Genomic DNA, 17,694 nt, shown 5'->3' with positions numbered 1-17,694 from the left:
GACCCAGGCGTCCAAACCAACCTCCCGTCCCCGCAAACTCGCTCCCCGCTCACAATCGGATCGCTACACGCCCGGCTGTGAGATATCCGGGCTAGCCGCCGTCTTCGGTCAGCCCAAGAAACCGCCGGATCTCACCCAGCACCTCTTGCGGCTTGTCATGCTGCAGCCAGTGCCCCGCGCCGGCGATGGTCTCGATGCGTGCCTGCGGGAAATAGCGCTCCAGGCCTGCGGCCCTGGCACCCGCCAGAAAGCTTTCTCCGGCATTCAGCAGCAGCGTCGGACTTGTGATGCGCGACCACAGCGCGACGTGATCGTCCGGCCAGAGCCGGTGCGGCGCAGAGGCGCGCTGGTAGGGATCGAACTTCCAGCTATAGGTGCCGTCCTCATTCCGCCGCGAGCCGTGCGTTGCAAGATGCAGCGCGAGGTCGCGGGCGAGGCGCTTGTTGTGAAGCACCATCTGCGCGGCCGCGTCTTCGAGGGTCGAATAGCGGCGCGGCGTGCGGTCGTGCAGCCTGTCGAGCTGGCTGACCCATTTGCTGATGCGCTCATGCGTCGGCGCTTTGGGGGTGTCCGGCAACATGGTGACGCCGTCGAGGACGACGAGCTTCGTGACCAGCTCGGGGAACGACCCTGAAAAGATCAGGCTCACCATGCCGCCCATGGAATGACCGATGAGAGTCACTTGAGGCGCTGCGATGCTTCGAATGAGCTGGGCGAGATCGTAGACATACTCGGTCAGCGCGTAGCTGCCGCCCTTGGTCCAGTCAGAATCGCCATGACCGCGCAGATCGGGCGCGAGCACGTGAAAATGCGGCTGAAGCGAGCGGGCGATGGCGTCCCAGCTCCGGCAATGATCGCGGCCGCCATGGACCAGGATGGCGACGGGCGCGCCGTCATTGCCCCAATCGGCATAGTGCAGCCGCAGGCCGTGTGACTCGTAAGTGCGACTTTGCGGGGCGAGCATCGGGCGCCGATCCTTCGAAAATGCCGGACGAGATTACAGCACGACTGGAGTAGCCTGCTGCCGGCCATTCCACAAGCAAGCCGCAGGTCACGGGCGCTTCGGCGGCGAGCTCGTGCCGGCTAGGCGGCGCATGGCGCGTCGGCGCTGCCGGGTCTTGCGCATCTTCGCGTCGTGACAGCGACGCGCGGTGCGCGACAACGACCTTGTCAGGAGGCGGTAACGCGACCAGGACATCATCCTCATCGAACTCTCCATCGCAACAACCATGGGTGAGTCGCGCGCGATGGGTCGTTCGAATTCCACGCGTTACATCTTGGTCATTACCGGTCGGAAAGTCTTTCGGGCCGATGGCGACAATGTCGCGCGCACGCCGTCATCGCGAGCGGATCGCCTCATCGAAATCGTTCATCGGTATTAAACCTGCGTAAGGCGCCGAACGCAGGACGCACTCGTCGCCTCCAACGGATGTTAGGAGGTGAACATCATGAAACTTGTATCTGCGTTTGTCGGCCTTGCCGCGCTTGGCGGGGTCACGCTGTCGAGCGGGGCTGCGTCAGCAGCACCGATCGAGGTGCCGACCGGCTATGTTTGCAATGAATGGGGCCATTGCTGGCAACGCCACTACCATGGAGGCTACTACCATCCGCACTACTGGGGTGGTTACGGCTGGCACCATCATTGGGGTGACGGCTGGCGCTGGCATCATTGGGCTCGCTGGCACCGCTGGCATCATTGGCACCACTGGTGAAATCTGAGAAAGGGGCTTCGGCCCCTTTCTTTTTTCGGTGGATGCCCGTCGGGAATGACGCGAGCTAGCTCTGCACCGGCCGCCGCGCCAGCGCCAGCGAGAGGCCAAGGCCGGCGATGAAGACGCCCGAGCCCTGCGTGAGCCGCCGCATCAGATGCGGCCTGCCAATCAGCTGCGTGCGCGTTGCAGTTGCCATCAGCACCACGACGACATCGGCGAGCGTGTTCAGGATCACCGAGATCGCGCCGAGCACGATGAATTGCAGCGTGGGGCTCGATCCCGCGGGATCGAGGAACTGCGGAATGAAGGCGAGGAAGAATGCGGCGGTCTTCGGGTTCAGCGCCTCGACCAGCACGCCGTCGCGGAACGCGCGCCTGTCGCCGACGGGCTCGCTCTCCAGCGAGAGCGCGCGGCCGGCGCTGCGGAAGGTCTTGATGCCGAGCCAAACCAGATAGAGCGCGCCGATGAATTTTACGACGGCAAACAGCTCCGCACTGGCAAGGATGATCGCGGAGATGCCGAGGCTGCCCGCGACGACATGAACCAGCCCGCCGAGCGCCGTGCCCGCAGTTGACGCAAAGCCGCTGGCGCGCCCCTCCGACAAGGTCCGCGCCGCGACGTAGAAGATGCCGGGGCCGGGAACGGCGGCAATGAGACACGCTGCGGCCAGGAACAGCCAGAAATTCGTTTCGATCATCCCGTTTTGGTAACGAAGCGGGCTGCGATTGCAAGGCCTCTTGTTCAGCCCATGCGGCGGAAGATCACGCTGGCATTCACCCCGCCGAAGCCAAATCCGTTGGAGATGGCGTTGAGCATCGGCATTGGCCGCGCGCTGCCTGCGACGATGTCGATGCCATCAGCGCCGGGATCTGCGTTTTCGAAATTGCGCGTCGGCGGCGCGACCTGGTCGCGCAAGGCGAGGACGGTGAAGATCGCCTCGAGGCCGCCGGCGGCGCCGAGCAGATGGCCGGTCGCCGATTTGGTCGCGCTGACCGCGATGCCGCGGTTGCGACCGAACAGCGCGGCGATCGCGCCGAGCTCGCTCTCGTCGCCGGCGGGCGTCGACGTCGCATGCGCGTTCAGATGCTGCAAATCCGCGGGCGCAAGCTTCGCCTGGCGCAGCGCGATCTCCATGGCACGGCGGGCGCCGTCGCCGTCGGGCGGGCCCGACGTCATGTGATAGGCGTCCGCCGTCGTGCCGTAGCCCACGATCTCCGCAATCGGGGAGGCGCCGCGCGCCAGTGCATGCTCCAGCTCCTCGATCACCAGGATGCCCGCGCCTTCGCCCATGACAAAGCCGTCGCGATCGCGATCGAACGGGCGCGAGGCGCGCGCGGGCTCGCCGTTGAATCCGCTCGACAGCGCGCGGGCCGCGGCAAAGCCACCGATGCTGACGATATCGATGCAGGCTTCCGCGCCGCCGCAGATCGCGACATCGGCTTCGCCTGCGCGGATCATGCGCGCGGCATCGCCGATCGCCTGGACGCCGGCGGCACAGGCCGTGACCGGTGTGCCCAGCGCTCCCTTGTAGCCGTATTTGATCGAGACGTGGCCGGCGGCGAGATTGGCGAGAAACGAGGGGATGGTGAAGGGCGAGAGCCGGCGCGCGCCGCGCTGCTCGGTGATGCGCACCGCCTCCGCCATTGCCGGGAAGCCGCCGACGCCGGAGGCGATGATCGTCGCGGTGCGTTCCTGTGCGCTCGCGTCCTGCGGCGCCCATTTGGCCTGCGCGACCGCCTCTGCGGTCGCGAGCAGCGCGAACAGGATGAAGCGGTCCATCTTGCGCTGGTCTTTTGGCGCGGCGGCTTGCGCGGGGTCGAAGCCGCCTTCGGCATCGTCGGCCTTGTCGGGCACGAGACCGGCAATGCGCGCGGGCAGTGCCTGCGACCATTCCGGCAGAGGGCGCAGCCCGCTCTGGCCGGCGAGCAGCCGGCGCCAGGAGAGTTCAACACCGCAGCCGAGCGGCGACACCGCCCCCATTCCCGTCACGACGATACGACGCATGTCAGTCTCCAGCCGGCGCAACGGCCGGGTTCATGGCTTTGAGCGAGCCGAGCCGCTTGCGCATCCCGCGGCTGGCGCGGGGACCCGGGACGACGACCGCATTGGCGAGGGTGATCGGACGCATGTCGGCGCCATCGACCACGATCGGATCGAACGGGCGAGCGTCACTCCGATTCGCCAGCACGATGGATTCGCCCTTGGGCGCGAGATGCCTGTTGCCCCAGGCCAGCAGCGCCACGACCACAGGGAAGAAATCCCGCGCCTTCTCCGTCAGCACATATTCGTACCGCGGCGGCCGTTCATGATAGCGGCGGCGGACGAACATGCCGCTCTCGGTGAGATGGGCCAGGCGCCGCGACAGGATGTTCGGCGCGATTCCGAGACTTTGCGAAAACTCGTCGAATTTCGTCGCGCCCTGGAAGGCATCCCGCAAGATCAGGATGCTCCACCATTCGCCGACCGTCTCAACGGCGCGGCCGACAGGGCATTCCAGGATGGAGGGGGATTTGGGCTGCATGGCGGGAACGTAGGAGAGTGGCTTGCAAAATGCAAGTTACTGGGCGGGCCGAAGCAGGTGTGGACGAGTGTTTGGCGAGAGCGCCGTGGTCGGGTTACTGGTGGGATGTGCGGCAGGGACCTGCGCAAATGCTCTCGTGCCCCGGACGCAGCGTAGCGCCTCTTGGTGGTGCGCTGCAGAGCCGGGGTCCAATTTGCTGATCGCTGCGTGTCGCGTGGGTCCCGGCTCTGCGCAGCAGCGTTTCACGCTGCAGCGCGTCCGGGACAAGAGAGGGAATGCGCCGCTGCCTGGCTCTCCGTCATTGCGAGCGCAGCGAAGCAATTCAGAGTCTTGCCGTGGTGACGGACTGGATTGCTTCGCTGCGCTCGCAATGACGATGTTGATGCAGCGTGCGCATATCGATCACCGTCACCCTGAGGCGCCGGAGCGTAGCGGAGGCCTCGAAGGGCGGCGGCCCGGCTGCATCCGGGCCGTTCATCCTTCGAGGCTCGCTACGCGAGCGCCTCAGGATGACGGGGGTAATAGCGGTGCGGAAGCGGAGCGCTAAGCCGTTTCGCTCAGTGCGACCGGGCCAGACAGAACGCGACCACCTGCTCCAGCGCGCTCTTCATCGGCGAGGACGGGAATAGCGCCAGCGCGTCGACGGCCATGGCGCCGTAGTGCTGGGCGCGGCTGAGCGTGTCCTCGAGCGCGCGATGCTTGTTCATCAGGCCCAGGGCGTGGTCGAGGTCGGTGTCGCCGATCTCGCCGCGCTCCAGCGCGCGGATCCAGAAGGCGCGCTCGGTGTCGTTGCCGCGGCGGAAGGCGAGCACGACCGGCAGCGTGATCTTGCCCTCGCGGAAATCGTCGCCGGTGTTCTTGCCGAGCTTGGCGCTCTTGCCGCCATAGTCGAGTACGTCGTCGACGAGCTGGAAGGCGATGCCGAGATTCATGCCGACCGAGCGGCACGCGGTCTGTTCCGCCTTCGGGCGGTTGGCAATGACGGGGCCGACCTCGCAGGCGGCGGCAAACAGCTCGGCGGTCTTGCCGCGGATCACGGCGAGATATTCGTCCTCGGTGGTCGCGGTGTTCTTGGCGGCGGCAAGCTGCATCACCTCGCCCTCGGCGATGGTGGCGGCGGCCGCGGAGAGGATGTCGAGCGCGCGGAGCGAGCCGACCTCGACCATCATGCGGAACGCCTGTCCCAGCAGGAAGTCGCCGACCAGCACGCTCGCCTCATTGCCCCAGAGCATGCGCGCCGACAGCTTGCCGCGGCGCATCTCGCTCTCGTCGACGACGTCGTCGTGAAGGAGCGTTGCGGTATGCATGAATTCGACGGAGGCAGCGAGCTTGATGTGGCCGTCGCCGGTGTAGCCGGCGAGGTTGGCCATGGCGAGCGTCAGCATCGGGCGCAGGCGCTTGCCGCCGGAGGAGATGAGGTGGTTGGCGACCTCCGGGATCATGGTGACCTCGGAGCCGGTCCGCGACAGGATCGTGGCGTTGACGCGCTCCATGTCACCAGCGACAAGGGCAACCAGCTGTTCGATCGACGCGCCGGGAGTTTCGAAAGGTACGATGACGGCCACGCCGGTCTCCAATATTTGCCCCGGAGGGGCTATTCTGATGCAAATACAATAGAAACTGGCAGCGGATGCGGCAAGTGCCGCGGAACCATTGACATTTGCCGCTTTAGCCCCTTTCAGGCAGGAGACCTGCGTTTTGCGTGAACTGGTTCGGACCAACGACATGGTGCTGGTGTCGGCGATCGGCGCGCTGCTCGACGGCGCCAACATCCATCATCTGGTGCTGGACCAGAACATGAGCATTATCGAGGGCTCGCTGGGTATCCTGCCACGGCGGATCCTGGTCCATGAGGATGACGCCCAGGAGGCCAGGGAGCTCCTCACCGAGGCCGGCCTCAGCCATGAACTTCGCGGCGATGATTGACGTCGTCACAGACTTCACCGAGGACGCCTTTCTCGGCGGGCAATTGCGCTTGAAGCAGAAGCGGTCCGGCCACCGCGCCGGGCATGACGCCATCCTGCTCGCGGCGGCGACGGAAGCGCGGGCGGGCGACCGCGTCGTCGATCTCGGTGCCGGCATCGGCACCGCCGGGCTGGCGCTTGGCCGGCGCGTCGCGGGAATCAGCCTCAGCCTGGTCGAGATCGATCCGGAACTGGCGGAACTCGCGCGCGCCAATGCGGCGGCGAATGCGATCGCCGCCGAGACGATCGTGCTCGACGTTACGGCCGACGCACAGGCGTTTGCGGCTAATGGCCTCGCGCCCGACAGCGTCGACGTGGTGCTGATGAACCCGCCCTTCAACGATCCCGCGCGCCATCGCGGTTCGCCCGATCAGGCGCGCCGCACCGCGCATGTTGCGAGGGAGGAGACGCTGAATGCATGGGTGCATGCGGCGCGGCGCATCCTCCGATCGGACGGCGCGCTGACCCTGATCTGGCGCGCCGATGGGATCGCGGAGGTCTTGACTGCGCTGTCACGCGGCTTCGGCAGCCTGTCGATCCTGCCGGTTCACGGCGAGGCGGGACGGCCCGCGATCCGCGTGCTGGTGCGCGCCGTCAAAGGTGGCCGGGCCCCGACGCGACTGCTGCCGGGCCTCATGCTCAACGACGAGTCAGGCGTGCCTAAAAATCAGGTGACGGAGATTCTGGAGGGGAGGGCGCTCTTGCCGCTGGCGGAGCCGCGACGACTTACTGCGGAAGCGATTCCGACTGCTGCTCTTGCGGGGTCGTCAGACGAATCGCCATGAACAGCGCACCGACCAGCAGCAACAGCAGATAGATTTTCATGGTGTTCTCCGCTGCCTCATTGCAGCTTCCCAACGGGGAATCTGCAAAACACGTTCCGGGCACTTCCAATGACAGTCGCGTGATAAGAAATGGTTAATCAGAGGTAACGGCATGGCCGAACAATTGAACGATCGTGAGGGTTCCGGCCTGGCCGACAAGCTCATGCAATATGTGCCGGCGCGCTTCCGTCCCGGCACGGCGGTGGTGCCGGTGGTGCGGCTGTCCGGTGTGATCGGTGCGGTGACGCCGCTGCGTCCGGGCATGACGCTTGCGGGCGTCGCGCGGGTGCTGGAGCGGGCGTTTTCGTACCGGAACGCCAAGGCGGTGGCGCTGGTGATCAATTCGCCCGGCGGCTCGCCGGTGCAGTCGCGCCAGATCTATCTGCGCATCAAGCAGCTCGCGGCGGAGAAGAAGCTGCCCGTGCTGGTGTTCGTCGAGGACGTCGCGGCGTCCGGCGGCTACATGATCGCCTGCGCCGGCGACGAGATCATCTGCGATCCGTCCTCCATCCTCGGCTCGATCGGCGTGGTCGGCGGCAGTTTCGGTTTCCAGGAGGCAATCAGGCGGCTCGGCATCGAGCGGCGGCTCTACACGGCCGGCGCGCACAAGGCGATGCTCGATCCGTTCCTCCCGGAAAACCCCGACGACGTGGCGCGGCTGAAGGCGCTCCAGCGCGAGATCCACCAGATCTTCATCGCGCTGGTGAAGGAGAGCCGCGGCGCGCGGCTGAAGGGCGCCGACGACACCCTGTTCACCGGCGAATACTGGGCCGGCGAGAGTTCGATCGCGCTGGGGCTTGCCGACGGCATCGGCGATCTCCGCTCAACTCTTCGTGCCCGCTATGGCGAGAAGGTTCTCACCCCTGTGATTGCGCAGCCGACCGGTCTGCTCTCGGGCCTTTTGGGGCGGAAATCGCCCGGTGCGGGCCAGCTTTCGGCCATGGAATCAATGGCCGGCCTGCCGGACGAGTTGATCTCGGCGGTCGAGACGCGGGCGATTTGGGCGAAATTCGGGTTCTAGGCGACACCCTCCCGCGCCATTTGGTCCGAGCCGAGCCAATTGCGGCGCGGCCCGGTCTGCGCAAGAATGTCTGTGGGGGCTGAGCACTAGACAAGGATCGACCGATGCCGCCGTTTGTCGCTTTCGCGGGCGTCCTGGGCGGGCTTGCCGTGGTCCGCTGGGCCTACAAGACCGCTGTCCGGATCAACCATGAGCTGGAGGAGATGCGCCTGTCGCGCGTCGCTGAAGCCGCCCATGCCGGGGATATTCAGAAGCTGAAACGTGACCCCGTGACCGGAGCGTATCGGCCCGGCTAGGCCGCGCTGCCGTAGGGTGGGCAAAGGCGCTCTTGCGCCGTGCCCACCATTCCTTTTGCAATTGTGGTGACGATGGTGGGCACGCTTCGCTTTGCCCACCCTACCGCACCGTCTCAGGACGAAGGCGATCGGCCCGAATCCGCCCCCTTTGCCTTGATTCCCATCCCCGCCGTCGATACGGTCCCGCGCGATTCAAAACCCCCCGCGAGAGCCTGATCTGACGATGGACGCCTCATTGCCCGCCCATATGCGCCCGGAACGCTCGTTCCAGGGCTTTATCCTCGCGCTCCAGCGGTTCTGGGCCGAGCAGGGCTGCGTGATCCTGCAGCCCTACGACATGGAGATGGGCGCGGGCACCTTCCATCCGGCGACCACGCTGCGCGCGCTTGGGCCAAAGCCCTGGAACGCCGCCTATGTGCAGCCCTCGCGTCGGCCCAAGGACGGCCGCTACGGTGAGAATCCGAACCGGATGCAGCACTACTACCAGTTCCAGGTGATCATGAAGCCGTCGCCGCCGAACCTTCAGGAGCTGTACCTGAAGTCGCTCGCCGCGATCGGCATCGATTCCGCCGTGCACGACATCCGCTTCGTTGAGGACGATTGGGAAAGCCCGACACTGGGCGCCTGGGGCCTCGGGTGGGAATGCTGGTGCGACGGCATGGAAGTCAGCCAGTTCACCTATTTCCAACAGGTCGCCGGCTTCGAATGCGCGCCTGTTGCCGGCGAGCTCACCTACGGGCTCGAGCGCCTCGCGATGTATGTGCAGGGCGTCGACCGCGTCTACGACCTCAACTTCAACGGCCGCGAGGGCGACGCCAAGGTGACCTATGGCGACGTGTTCCTGCAGGCCGAGCGTGAATATTCGAAGCACAATTTCGAAGTCGCCGACACCGCGATGCTGTTCGAGCAGTTCAAGATGGCGGAAGCCGCGTGCCGGAAGTACCTCGACGCCGGCTGGCAAAAAAACTCAGAGTCCGGCAAGCGCGAGGCGCACCTGATGGCGCTGCCGGCCTACGATCAGTGCATCAAGGCGAGCCACGTCTTCAACCTGCTCGATGCGCGCGGCGTGATCTCCGTGACCGAGCGGCAGAGCTACATTCTTCGCGTGCGCGAGCTGGCCAAGGCCTGCGGCGAGGCCTGGATCCATACTGAAGCGGGCGGAGCGGCCTGATGCCCGATCTTTTGCTTGAACTGTTCTCGGAAGAAATCCCCGCGCGCATGCAGGCCAAGGCGGCCGACGATCTGCGCCGCATGGTCACCGACAAGCTGGTCGCCGAGGGCCTCGTCTACGAGGGTGCGAAAGCGTTCGCGACGCCGCGTCGCCTTGCGCTCACCGTGCACGGCATCCCCGCGCGCCAGCCCGATCTGAAGACCGAACGCCGCGGTCCAAAAATGGGCGCGCCCGATGCGGCCGTGCAGGGTTTTCTGAAAGCGACAGGTCTAAACTCGCTCGACGAAGCCAAGATCCAGCGCGACCCGAAGGGCGACTTCTACATCGCGCTGATCGAGAAACCCGGCCGCGACGCGATCGACGTGCTCGCCGAGATTCTGCCTGTCATCATCCGCACCTTCCCTTGGCCGAAATCGATGCGCTGGGGCGCGCGCTCAGGCAAGCCCGGCTCGCTGAGCTGGGTGCGTCCGCTGCACGCGATCACAGCGACCTTCGGGCCCGAGACGGAAGAGCCCGATGTCGTCAAATTCTCAGTCGACGGCATAGAGACCGGCCAGACCACCTACGGCCATCGCTTCATGGCGCCGGCGGCGATCAACGTGCGCCGCTTCGAGGATTATGAGGCGAAGCTGAAGGCTGCAAAAGTCATCCTCGATCCGCAGGCGCGGAAGGACATCATCTTCGCCGACGCCAAGGAGCTGACGTTCGCGCAAGGGTTTGAGCTGGTCGAGGATCAGGTGCTGCTGGACGAGGTGTCGGGCCTCGTCGAATGGCCCGTCGTCATGATGGGATCGTTCGAGCCGGAATATCTCGCGATCCCGGAAGAGGTGATCCGTGCCACCATCCGCAACAACCAGAAGTGCTTCGTCGTCAGGGATTCCAAGACGGGCAAGCTGACCAACAAGTTCGTCCTCACCGCCAATATCGAGGCGGCCGACGGCGGCAAGACTATCGTATCAGGCAACGAGCGCGTGATCCGCCCGCGCCTGTCGGATGCGAAGTTCTTCTATGAGACCGATCTCAAGACGAAGCTTGAAGACCGCCTGCCGAAGTTCGAGCAGATCGTGTTCCACGAGAAGCTCGGAACTCAGGCCGCGCGGATCAAGCGCATCGAACGTCTCGCCGCCGAAATCGCGCCTTTGGTCGGTGCCGATGTCGCCAAGGCCAAGCGCGCCGCGCATCTCGCCAAGGCCGATTTGCTGACCGAAGTCGTCGGCGAATTCCCGGAGGTGCAGGGTCTGATGGGCAAGTACTACGCGCTGGCGCAGGGCGAGGATACCTCGGTCGCCGCCGCGTGCGAGGAGCACTACAAGCCGCAAGGCCCGACCGATCGCGTGCCGACCGATCCGGTCAGCGTCGCGGTCGCGCTCGCCGACAAGCTCGATACGCTCGTCGGCTTCTGGGCGATCGACGAGAAGCCGACCGGCAGCAAGGACCCGTATGCGCTGCGGCGTGCGGCGCTCGGTGTGATCAGGCTGATCGCTGAGAACAACCTGCGTCTGTCGCTCATGAAGGTGGCGGCATCTGCACTCGCGGGCCTGTCGGTGAAGTCGGCCGACGCGGAGAAGCTTCCAAGCGATCTCCTCGCCTTCTTCGCCGACCGCCTGAAGGTCCAGCTGCGCGAGCAGGGCGCGCGTCACGATCTCGTCGACGCCGTGTTTGCGCTCGGCGGCCAGGACGATCTCCTGATGATCGTCCGCCGCGTCGAGGCGCTCGGAAAGTTCCTCGAGAGCGATGACGGCAAGAACCTGCTCGCCGGCATCAAACGCGCCAGCAACATCCTCGGCATCGAGGAGAAGAAGGACAAGCGCGCGTTCGACGGTGCACCCGATGCTGCGCTCTATGGCCTCGCTGAGGAGAAGGCGCTGGCGAAGGCGATCGGCGAGGTGCAGGCGGAAGCAAGCGCCGCCGTCGCCAGGGAAGACTTTGCCGCCGCGATGAGCGCGATGGCAAAGCTGCGTCCGCCGGTCGATGCGTTCTTCGAGAAGGTGCGCGTCAACGACGACGATCCGAAGGTGCGTGAGAACAGGCTGAAGCTGCTCAACGAGATCCGCAGCGCCACGCGTGCGGTCGCGGATTTCTCGAAGATCCAGGATTGAGGCTCTCGTGCCCCGGACGCAGCGCAGCGCTTCTTCAGCGGTGCGCTGCAGAGCCGGGGCCCATGTTAGCCTCACAAAGATTCTGGGTCCCGGCTCTGCGCCGCATCGCTGCGCGCTGCGTCGCGTCTGGGACACGAGAGCACACAAAAAAGCCCCGCCCGGCGGGGGGAGAACCGGGCGGGGCCTGATGTCCGTACTACGCGATGCGCGCCAGCCTGATTGAAGTGACACGCCGGACATCGAGTTGATCGGAAGCGTTTTCAAGCGAAGTGGATACCGGTTCGCGTGAAGAAAACGCGTTCAGACGAGAATCTAATCCATCACCTCGACGATGCGCCGCGAGCGCGGCTCGACCAGCACGGTTGCGCCGTTCACGACGGTGTAGCGGTAGGTGGTGGCGCCGAAACGTTGCGGCACGTCATAATAAGTGACGCCGCTTTCAGGTAAGGTGGCGCCGACCACCACGCGATCCGGGACACGGAAGGCCGGCACACGTTGCTCGACGACATATTCGCGGAATGCCGGCCTCTGTTCGACCGCAATCGTCGGGCCGCTGTCGACGACGACAGGCGCGCGGCCAACGGTGAGACCGGATTGCGCAGACGCTGCGATCGGCGAGCCGAGCGCGGCGCCAAGCGCAGCGAGGGCGAGAATCCTGTTCCGCATGGGCAACTCCTTCGAACTGATTTCAGCCGGCGCTACTGGCGCGACCGGTTGCCAATGCATGTCCCCTTCGCAATGTTCCGGGAAAAGCCCTGCCGCATCAGCGGCAATTTCGGGCAGTTTTCGCGAAGCCGGGAACCTGTTCGCGCCTTGTGCGTCTCTACCCGCGGAACCCGGTCCGGTATGATCCAGCCGCGATTCGCCTCACGTCACGGAAAGACAATTCATGCACATCACCGTCGCCCACATCTCGCCGCTTCTGTCGCTGCTTGCGGGCGTGCTCATCCTGATCATGCCGCGCCTTCTCAACCTGATCGTCGCGATCTTTCTCATCATAAATGGTGCGATCGGGCTCGGATTGTTGAAGTGGCTCCATCTCTAGGCCTTCATTTTCCGGAACTCTTCGACTTGCGCGGGCCTGCCCAAAGTGGTGTAAGGCGCGCGATTTCCCTTTCCTCTCGCAGGTTGTGTGCAAGCTATGGCCAAAGCCGCCTCGAAGCCCAATAAAACTCCAGCGAAAACGCCAGCGAAATCAAAGTCCTCCGCCACGGCGAAAGCCGCGCCGGCGGCTCGCAAGGCGCTCGCCAAGAGCACCTTGAAGAGCGCCCCGAAGCCGGTCGCCAAGACGGTTGCCAAGGCGGCTGTAAAGCCGGCTGCGAAGCCCGCGGCTAAGGCTGCGACCAAGGCGGCTGCGCCGAAGGTTGCCGTGAGGCCCGCCCCCAAGAAGGCCGCGCCCGCTAAGGCGGCGCCAGCCGCGGCCAAGGCCGGCAAATGGGTGTTCACGTTCGGCGACGGCAAGGCCGAGGGCCGGACGGAGATGCGCGACCTGCTTGGCGGCAAGGGCGCCAACCTCGCCGAGATGGCCAATCTCGGCCTTCCCGTGCCTCCCGGCTTCACCCTCCCGACCTCGGTCTGCACCTACTTCTACGCACACGACAAATCCTATCCGAAGGAATTGCAGTCGCAGGTTGAGAAGGCGCTCGACCATGTCGGCAAGTTGACCGGCAAGGTGTTCGGCGACGTCAAAAACCCGCTGCTCGTCTCCGTGCGCTCCGGCGCGCGTGCCTCGATGCCGGGCATGATGGACACCGTGCTCAACCTCGGCCTCAACGACGAGACCGTGGAAGCGCTGTCGGAACTGTCGGGCGACCGTCGCTTCGCCTATGACAGCTATCGCCGCTTCATCACCATGTATTCGGACGTGGTGCTCGGCTTCGAGCATCATCACTTCGAGGAAATCCTCGACACCTTCAAGGACAGCCAGGGCTATACGCTCGACACGGACCTCAGCGCCGAGGACTGGGTCGGACTGGTCGGCAAGTACAAGGACGCGGTCGCGCGCGAGACCGGCAAGGATTTCCCGCAGGATCCGCACGACCAGCTCTGGGGCGCGATCGGCGCGGTGTTCTCATCCTGGATGAACGCGCGCGCGGTGACCTATCGCAGGCTGCACGACATTCCGGAATCCTGGGGCACCGCGGTCAACGTGCAGGCCATGGTGTTCGGCAACATGGGCGAGACGTCGGCGACCGGCGTCGCCTTCACCCGCAACCCCTCGACCGGCGAGAGCAAGCTTTACGGCGAGTTCCTGATCAACGCGCAAGGCGAGGACGTGGTGGCGGGCATCCGCACGCCACAGGACATCACCGAGGAAGCGCGCAAGGAATCCGGTTCCGACAAGGCGTCTATGGAAGCGGCGATGCCGGAAGCCTTCAAGGAGCTGACGCGGATCTACACGCTGCTCGAGAAGCACTACCGCGACATGCAGGACATGGAGTTCACGGTCGAGCAGGGCAAGCTGTGGATGCTCCAGACCCGCGGCGGCAAGCGCACCGCCAAGGCGGCGTTGCGCATCGCGGTCGAGCTCGCCAATGAAGGGCTGATCTCGAAGAAGGAAGCGGTGACGCGGATCGATCCCGCCTCGCTCGACCAGCTGCTGCATCCGACCATCGATCCCGACGCCAAGCGCGACGTGATCGCGACCGGCCTGCCGGCCTCGCCCGGTGCGGCCTCCGGCGAGATCGTGTTCTCCTCGGACGAGGCGGCCAAGCTCCAGGCCGACGGGCGCAAGGTGATCCTGGTCCGCATCGAGACCAGCCCGGAAGACATCCACGGCATGCACGCCGCCGAAGGCATCCTGACCACCCGCGGCGGCATGACCTCGCACGCGGCGGTGGTCGCGCGCGGCATGGGCAAGCCCTGCGTCTCCGGCTGCGGCACCATCCGCGTCGATTACGGCCGCGGCACCATGAGCATCGGCTCCCGCACCTTCAAGACCGGCGACGTCATCACCATCGACGGCTCGCTCGGCCAGGTGCTCGCCGGCCGCATGCCGATGATCGAGCCGGAGCTGTCCGGCGAGTTCGGCACGCTGATGAAATGGGCCGACCAGGTCCGCAAGATCGGCGTGCGCGTCAACGGTGACACGCCGGAGGACGCGCGCACCGCGATCAAGTTCGGCGCGGAAGGCATCGGCCTCTGCCGCACCGAGCACATGTTCTTCGAGGAGACGCGCATCCGCACGGTTCGCGAGATGATTCTCTCCGAGGACGAGCAGTCGCGCCGCGCCGCGCTGGCCAAGCTGCTGCCGATGCAGCGCGCCGACTTCGTCGAGCTGTTCGAGATCATGAAGGGCCTGCCCGTCACGATCCGACTTCTTGATCCTCCCCTCCATGAATTCCTGCCGCACACCCATGCCGAGGTCGAGGAAGTGGCGCGCGCCATGAACACCGACCCGCGGCGCCTGGCCGACCGTGCGCGCGAGCTCTCGGAGTTCAATCCGATGCTCGGTTTCCGCGGCTGCCGCATCGCGATCGCCTATCCGGAGATCGCCGAGATGCAGGCGCGTGCGATCTTCGAGGCCGCAGTCGAGGCCGAGAAGCGCACCGGCAAGGCCGTCGGCCTCGAGGTGATGGTGCCGCTGATTGCCACCAAGGCGGAGCTCGACCTCGTCAAGGCGCGCATCGATGCCACCGCGAAAGCCGTGATGCGCGACACCAACACCAAGATCGGCTACCAGGTCGGCACCATGATCGAGCTGCCGCGCGCCTGCCTGCTCGCGGCCGAGATCGCGGAGAGCGCGGAGTTCTTCTCGTTCGGCACCAACGACCTCACGCAGACCACCTACGGCATCAGCCGCGACGATGCCGCGAGCTTCCTCGGGACCTACGTGTCCAAGGGCATCCTCCCGGTCGATCCCTTCGTCGCGCTCGACCAGGAAGGCGTCGGTGAGCTCGTCAAGATCGGCGTCGCGCGCGGCCGCAAGACGCGCCCGCAGCTCAAGGTCGGCATCTGCGGCGAGCACGGCGGCGATCCCGCCTCCGTCGCCTTCTGCCACGATATCGGCCTCGACTACGTCTCCTGCTCGCCCTACCGCGTGCCAATCGCCCGCCTCGCGGCGGCGCAAGCCGCGCTCGGCAAGGCGGTCGCGAGCCAGGCGTAAGCGCGGCGTTGAAGTGTTGAATGCGAAGAGGCGGGGCTAGGCCCCGCCTCTTTCATTTGAGGCGACACTCCACCCACACTTCATTGCGAGCGCCCCACACTCACTGGATCGCTTGACCGGGCGATCCAGTATTCCGAGACAACAGTGATTGAATCGAGAAGCCGCGGCGTACTGGATGCCCCGGTCAAGCCGGGGCATGACAGCGGTGTTTGCGGGACGTGGTTCCCGTAAGCGATGGAACCGCACCCGCGTCCCGTAATGAGACGCACGCGCAAGAGTTCCTTCACCATTCGCGTTGACCGAATGTTTACCGCTTTACGAGAGGCGGCGTTTACCAACGTGCATCATTGCCCGTGAAAACACCTGCAATCGCTTGAGTGTGCCGCACGCGCAACGCCGATTAACGCCCCGGCAACCTAAATTGGATACTGACGATAAAGATCGAATTGTACGGACGTACTGCGGTTCGATTTTTTTGGCGTAAGCGTAGCGTGAGCGTGTCGATGTCAGTGTTGCGTAACCATCCGAAGGGCGCGCGGTTCGCGTCCTTCGGAATCGGTCTCTGCATCTTCGCATTGATGCCGAGAGAGACCGGTTATCAGGATATCGCGTCGTTGCTGGCGCGTCAGCCCGGCGTCGCCGAGCGCTGGCAGAAGCAGGTATTTTCCGCCGCGTCCTCGATCCAGCTCGCCACCTACAGCTTCTCCCGTCCGATCGGCACTTCGCTTCCGCAGAGCGCGATGGTTCGCCTCGCGAGTCTCGATGGTCGCGACGTCACCGGCGCGATCAGCCGCAATCCGGCGCTTCAGGCGCCACCGCGCTACCAGGCCGCCGATTTTCCCAAGGTCGATCGCTCCATGAAGGGGGATCGCCTCGCAAGCGTCACACCCACGCAGGCTCCCGAGACGACCGCACCATCGGCAACGCCGGCACAGCAAGATCCCGCGACGTCGAACAGCTCGGTGTTCGGCGCCAAGACCGTCGCGTTGCCGCAAATCATGTCGCCGGAGTCCGCCGCGGCGCTCGATCCCGAGCTTCAGGAAGCGCTGCGCGCGCCGCCGCTGCCGCAATATGCCAATCCGCCACAGGCCAGTGACGCAGCGCGCGCGTTCGCGGTCCAGCCGCTCGAGGCGTTGAAGCAGGCGACCCTTCCGGACGCAGCGCCGCGCGATCCCTTCCGCGTCAAGACCTCGAACCTGTTTTTCGGCAGCTCCTCGCTCGGCGGCAATCTCGAGAGCATCGAGAGCTGGCAACCCGGCGCCGAGCCGCTAATCGTGATGCCCGATCCTGATATGAAGGTGACGGCCGCGCTGTCGCCGCCGTCGGCCGAGATCGCCAGGGACATCGAAAGCGGCGAGAGCGTCGCGCCGAAGGGCGAGGTCAACGCCGACAACCAGCGCGCCAGATCGCCGGCGGAGCGGCTCGCGCTCGACGACAAGTCGCGCGCAAAGGCCGAGAAGTGTCTCGCCGAGGCCGTCTATTTCGAATCGCGCGGCGAGGCCGTGCGCGGCCAGATGGCGGTTGCGCAAGTCGTGATGAACCGCGTCTTCTCCGGCAAATATCCGGACACCGTGTGCGGCGCGGTCTATCAGAACAAGCACCGCCATTTGGCGTGCCAGTTCACCTTCGCCTGCGACAACAATGCCGACGTCATCCGCGAGCCCGAGATGTGGGAGCGCGCGAAAAAGATCTCGAAGGCGATGCTCGACGGCCAGATATGGCTGCCCGAAGTGGGCAAGTCCACGCACTACCACGCCTACTGGGTGCGTCCGTCCTGGGTCGCCGAGATGAAGAAGATGTACAAGACCGGCGTCCACACCTTCTATCGCCCGCGCGCCTGGGGCGACGGCAGCGAAGAACCGAGCTGGGGCACCCCGGCCCAGACCGCCGCGCTCTCTGCCGAGCTCGCCCAGGAAGCCAAGAGCTCCGCCGAGATGGGTGTGAGCGAGCGAAGGTAGTCTTTCTTAATTCTCGGTGCTTG

Annotated in this window: 16 protein-coding genes; 10 read left to right on the top strand and 6 right to left on the bottom strand. The window is 65.4% G+C overall.

Annotated features, from left to right (window positions below; genetic code table 11):
• Positions 1-91 precede the first annotated feature (91 nt).
• Positions 92-964 (bottom strand): alpha/beta fold hydrolase, encoded by an 873-nt coding sequence (locus tag ABIB95_RS41500; RefSeq protein WP_354248445.1) that lies wholly within the window; start codon positions 962-964, stop codon positions 92-94.
• A 484-nt stretch (positions 965-1,448) separates the two neighbouring features.
• Between ABIB95_RS41500 and ABIB95_RS41495 the strand changes: the two genes are divergently transcribed.
• Entirely contained in the window at positions 1,449-1,712 is a 264-nt protein-coding gene (locus ABIB95_RS41495; protein ID WP_085402592.1) for a hypothetical protein, read from the top strand.
• Between the two features lie 64 nt (positions 1,713-1,776).
• Here the strand turns inward: ABIB95_RS41495 and ABIB95_RS41490 are convergent, their stop codons facing one another.
• From ABIB95_RS41490 to ABIB95_RS41475, 4 genes are all read right to left on the bottom strand, one after another.
• Positions 1,777-2,409, bottom strand: a complete 633-nt coding sequence (locus ABIB95_RS41490; protein WP_354248442.1) for a LysE family translocator — start codon at positions 2,407-2,409, stop codon at positions 1,777-1,779.
• Positions 2,410-2,453: 44 nt separating this feature from the next.
• Entirely contained in the window at positions 2,454-3,716 is a 1,263-nt protein-coding gene (fabF, locus tag ABIB95_RS41485; RefSeq protein ID WP_354248440.1) for a beta-ketoacyl-ACP synthase II, read from the bottom strand.
• 1 nt (position 3,717) lies between these two features.
• Positions 3,718-4,233, bottom strand: coding sequence for a winged helix-turn-helix transcriptional regulator (locus ABIB95_RS41480; RefSeq protein WP_354248438.1), 516 nt, complete (start codon positions 4,231-4,233; stop codon positions 3,718-3,720).
• 557 nt (positions 4,234-4,790) lie between these two features.
• Complete coding sequence (locus ABIB95_RS41475; RefSeq protein WP_063986627.1) at positions 4,791-5,798, bottom strand: polyprenyl synthetase family protein; 1,008 nt, start codon at positions 5,796-5,798, stop codon at positions 4,791-4,793.
• A 133-nt stretch (positions 5,799-5,931) separates the two neighbouring features.
• On the opposite strand from ABIB95_RS41475, the gene ABIB95_RS41470 reads away from it, so the two are divergent.
• The 6 genes from ABIB95_RS41470 to glyS all read left to right on the top strand — a co-directional run bounded on the left by ABIB95_RS41470 (position 5,932) and on the right by glyS (position 11,608).
• The gene (locus tag ABIB95_RS41470; protein ID WP_014497336.1) at positions 5,932-6,159 is read left to right on the top strand and encodes a putative signal transducing protein; all 228 of its coding nucleotides are present in this window, start codon (positions 5,932-5,934) and stop codon (positions 6,157-6,159) included.
• Complete coding sequence (locus ABIB95_RS41465) at positions 6,152-6,982, top strand: tRNA1(Val) (adenine(37)-N6)-methyltransferase (protein ID WP_354248436.1); 831 nt, start codon at positions 6,152-6,154, stop codon at positions 6,980-6,982. The genes ABIB95_RS41470 and ABIB95_RS41465 overlap by 8 nt, the downstream gene beginning before the upstream one ends.
• Before the next feature lie 151 nt (positions 6,983-7,133).
• Positions 7,134-8,042: a S49 family peptidase gene (locus tag ABIB95_RS41460; protein WP_354248434.1), complete on the top strand. Its 909-nt coding sequence runs from the start codon at positions 7,134-7,136 to the stop codon at positions 8,040-8,042.
• Positions 8,043-8,146: 104 nt separating this feature from the next.
• A complete protein-coding gene (locus tag ABIB95_RS41455) occupies positions 8,147-8,338 on the top strand; it encodes a hypothetical protein (protein WP_071916131.1) in 192 nt (63 codons plus the stop codon).
• 223 nt (positions 8,339-8,561) lie between these two features.
• Positions 8,562-9,509 carry a glycine--tRNA ligase subunit alpha gene (locus ABIB95_RS41450; RefSeq protein WP_028153882.1) on the top strand — a complete coding sequence of 316 codons (948 nt, stop codon included), beginning with the start codon at positions 8,562-8,564 and terminating at the stop codon, positions 9,507-9,509.
• Positions 9,509-11,608 carry a glycine--tRNA ligase subunit beta gene (gene glyS / locus ABIB95_RS41445; RefSeq protein ID WP_354248432.1) on the top strand — a complete coding sequence of 700 codons (2,100 nt, stop codon included), beginning with the start codon at positions 9,509-9,511 and terminating at the stop codon, positions 11,606-11,608. The genes ABIB95_RS41450 and glyS overlap by 1 nt, the downstream gene beginning before the upstream one ends.
• A 312-nt stretch (positions 11,609-11,920) precedes the next feature.
• Here the strand turns inward: glyS and ABIB95_RS41440 are convergent, their stop codons facing one another.
• On the bottom strand, positions 11,921-12,274 hold the full coding sequence (locus tag ABIB95_RS41440) for a DUF1236 domain-containing protein (protein WP_014497330.1): 354 nt from the start codon (positions 12,272-12,274) through the stop codon (positions 11,921-11,923).
• Positions 12,275-12,497: 223 nt separating this feature from the next.
• Here ABIB95_RS41440 and ABIB95_RS41435 point away from each other — a divergent pair, with 223 nt between their 5' ends.
• The 3 genes from ABIB95_RS41435 to ABIB95_RS41425 all read left to right on the top strand — a co-directional run bounded on the left by ABIB95_RS41435 (position 12,498) and on the right by ABIB95_RS41425 (position 17,671).
• Positions 12,498-12,653: a DUF3096 domain-containing protein gene (locus ABIB95_RS41435; RefSeq protein ID WP_014497329.1), complete on the top strand. Its 156-nt coding sequence runs from the start codon at positions 12,498-12,500 to the stop codon at positions 12,651-12,653.
• 96 nt (positions 12,654-12,749) lie between these two features.
• Positions 12,750-15,713 carry a pyruvate, phosphate dikinase gene (gene ppdK / locus ABIB95_RS41430; protein WP_354248429.1) on the top strand — a complete coding sequence of 988 codons (2,964 nt, stop codon included), beginning with the start codon at positions 12,750-12,752 and terminating at the stop codon, positions 15,711-15,713.
• A 503-nt stretch (positions 15,714-16,216) separates the two neighbouring features.
• A complete protein-coding gene (locus ABIB95_RS41425) occupies positions 16,217-17,671 on the top strand; it encodes a cell wall hydrolase (protein WP_354248427.1) in 1,455 nt (484 codons plus the stop codon).
• Positions 17,672-17,694: the final 23 nt, after the last annotated feature.

Origin of the sequence: Bradyrhizobium sp. LA2.1, from assembly GCF_040547725.1 — a bacterium.
GTDB classification, from domain to species: domain Bacteria; phylum Pseudomonadota; class Alphaproteobacteria; order Rhizobiales; family Xanthobacteraceae; genus Bradyrhizobium; species Bradyrhizobium barranii.
Note: the sequence above shows the minus strand (reverse complement) of the source record. Positions and strands in the feature narration are given on the sequence as shown.

Excerpts from the sequence above, each read along its gene's own strand:
- ABIB95_RS41500 (WP_354248445.1), bottom strand. The coding sequence starts at position 964 with ATGCTCGCCCCGCAAAGTCGCACTTACGAGTCACACGGCCTGCGGCTG.
- ABIB95_RS41495 (WP_085402592.1), top strand. The coding sequence starts at position 1,449 with ATGAAACTTGTATCTGCGTTTGTCGGCCTTGCCGCGCTTGGCGGGGTC.
- ABIB95_RS41490 (WP_354248442.1), bottom strand. The coding sequence starts at position 2,409 with ATGATCGAAACGAATTTCTGGCTGTTCCTGGCCGCAGCGTGTCTCATT.
- fabF (WP_354248440.1), bottom strand. The coding sequence starts at position 3,716 with ATGCGTCGTATCGTCGTGACGGGAATGGGGGCGGTGTCGCCGCTCGGC.
- ABIB95_RS41480 (WP_354248438.1), bottom strand. The coding sequence starts at position 4,233 with ATGCAGCCCAAATCCCCCTCCATCCTGGAATGCCCTGTCGGCCGCGCC.
- ABIB95_RS41465 (WP_354248436.1), top strand. The coding sequence starts at position 6,152 with ATGATTGACGTCGTCACAGACTTCACCGAGGACGCCTTTCTCGGCGGG.
- ABIB95_RS41460 (WP_354248434.1), top strand. The coding sequence starts at position 7,134 with ATGGCCGAACAATTGAACGATCGTGAGGGTTCCGGCCTGGCCGACAAG.
- ABIB95_RS41455 (WP_071916131.1), top strand. The coding sequence starts at position 8,147 with ATGCCGCCGTTTGTCGCTTTCGCGGGCGTCCTGGGCGGGCTTGCCGTG.
- ABIB95_RS41450 (WP_028153882.1), top strand. The coding sequence starts at position 8,562 with ATGGACGCCTCATTGCCCGCCCATATGCGCCCGGAACGCTCGTTCCAG.
- glyS (WP_354248432.1), top strand. The coding sequence starts at position 9,509 with ATGCCCGATCTTTTGCTTGAACTGTTCTCGGAAGAAATCCCCGCGCGC.
- ABIB95_RS41440 (WP_014497330.1), bottom strand. The coding sequence starts at position 12,274 with ATGCGGAACAGGATTCTCGCCCTCGCTGCGCTTGGCGCCGCGCTCGGC.
- ABIB95_RS41435 (WP_014497329.1), top strand. The coding sequence starts at position 12,498 with ATGCACATCACCGTCGCCCACATCTCGCCGCTTCTGTCGCTGCTTGCG.
- ppdK (WP_354248429.1), top strand. The coding sequence starts at position 12,750 with ATGGCCAAAGCCGCCTCGAAGCCCAATAAAACTCCAGCGAAAACGCCA.
- ABIB95_RS41425 (WP_354248427.1), top strand. The coding sequence starts at position 16,217 with ATGTCAGTGTTGCGTAACCATCCGAAGGGCGCGCGGTTCGCGTCCTTC.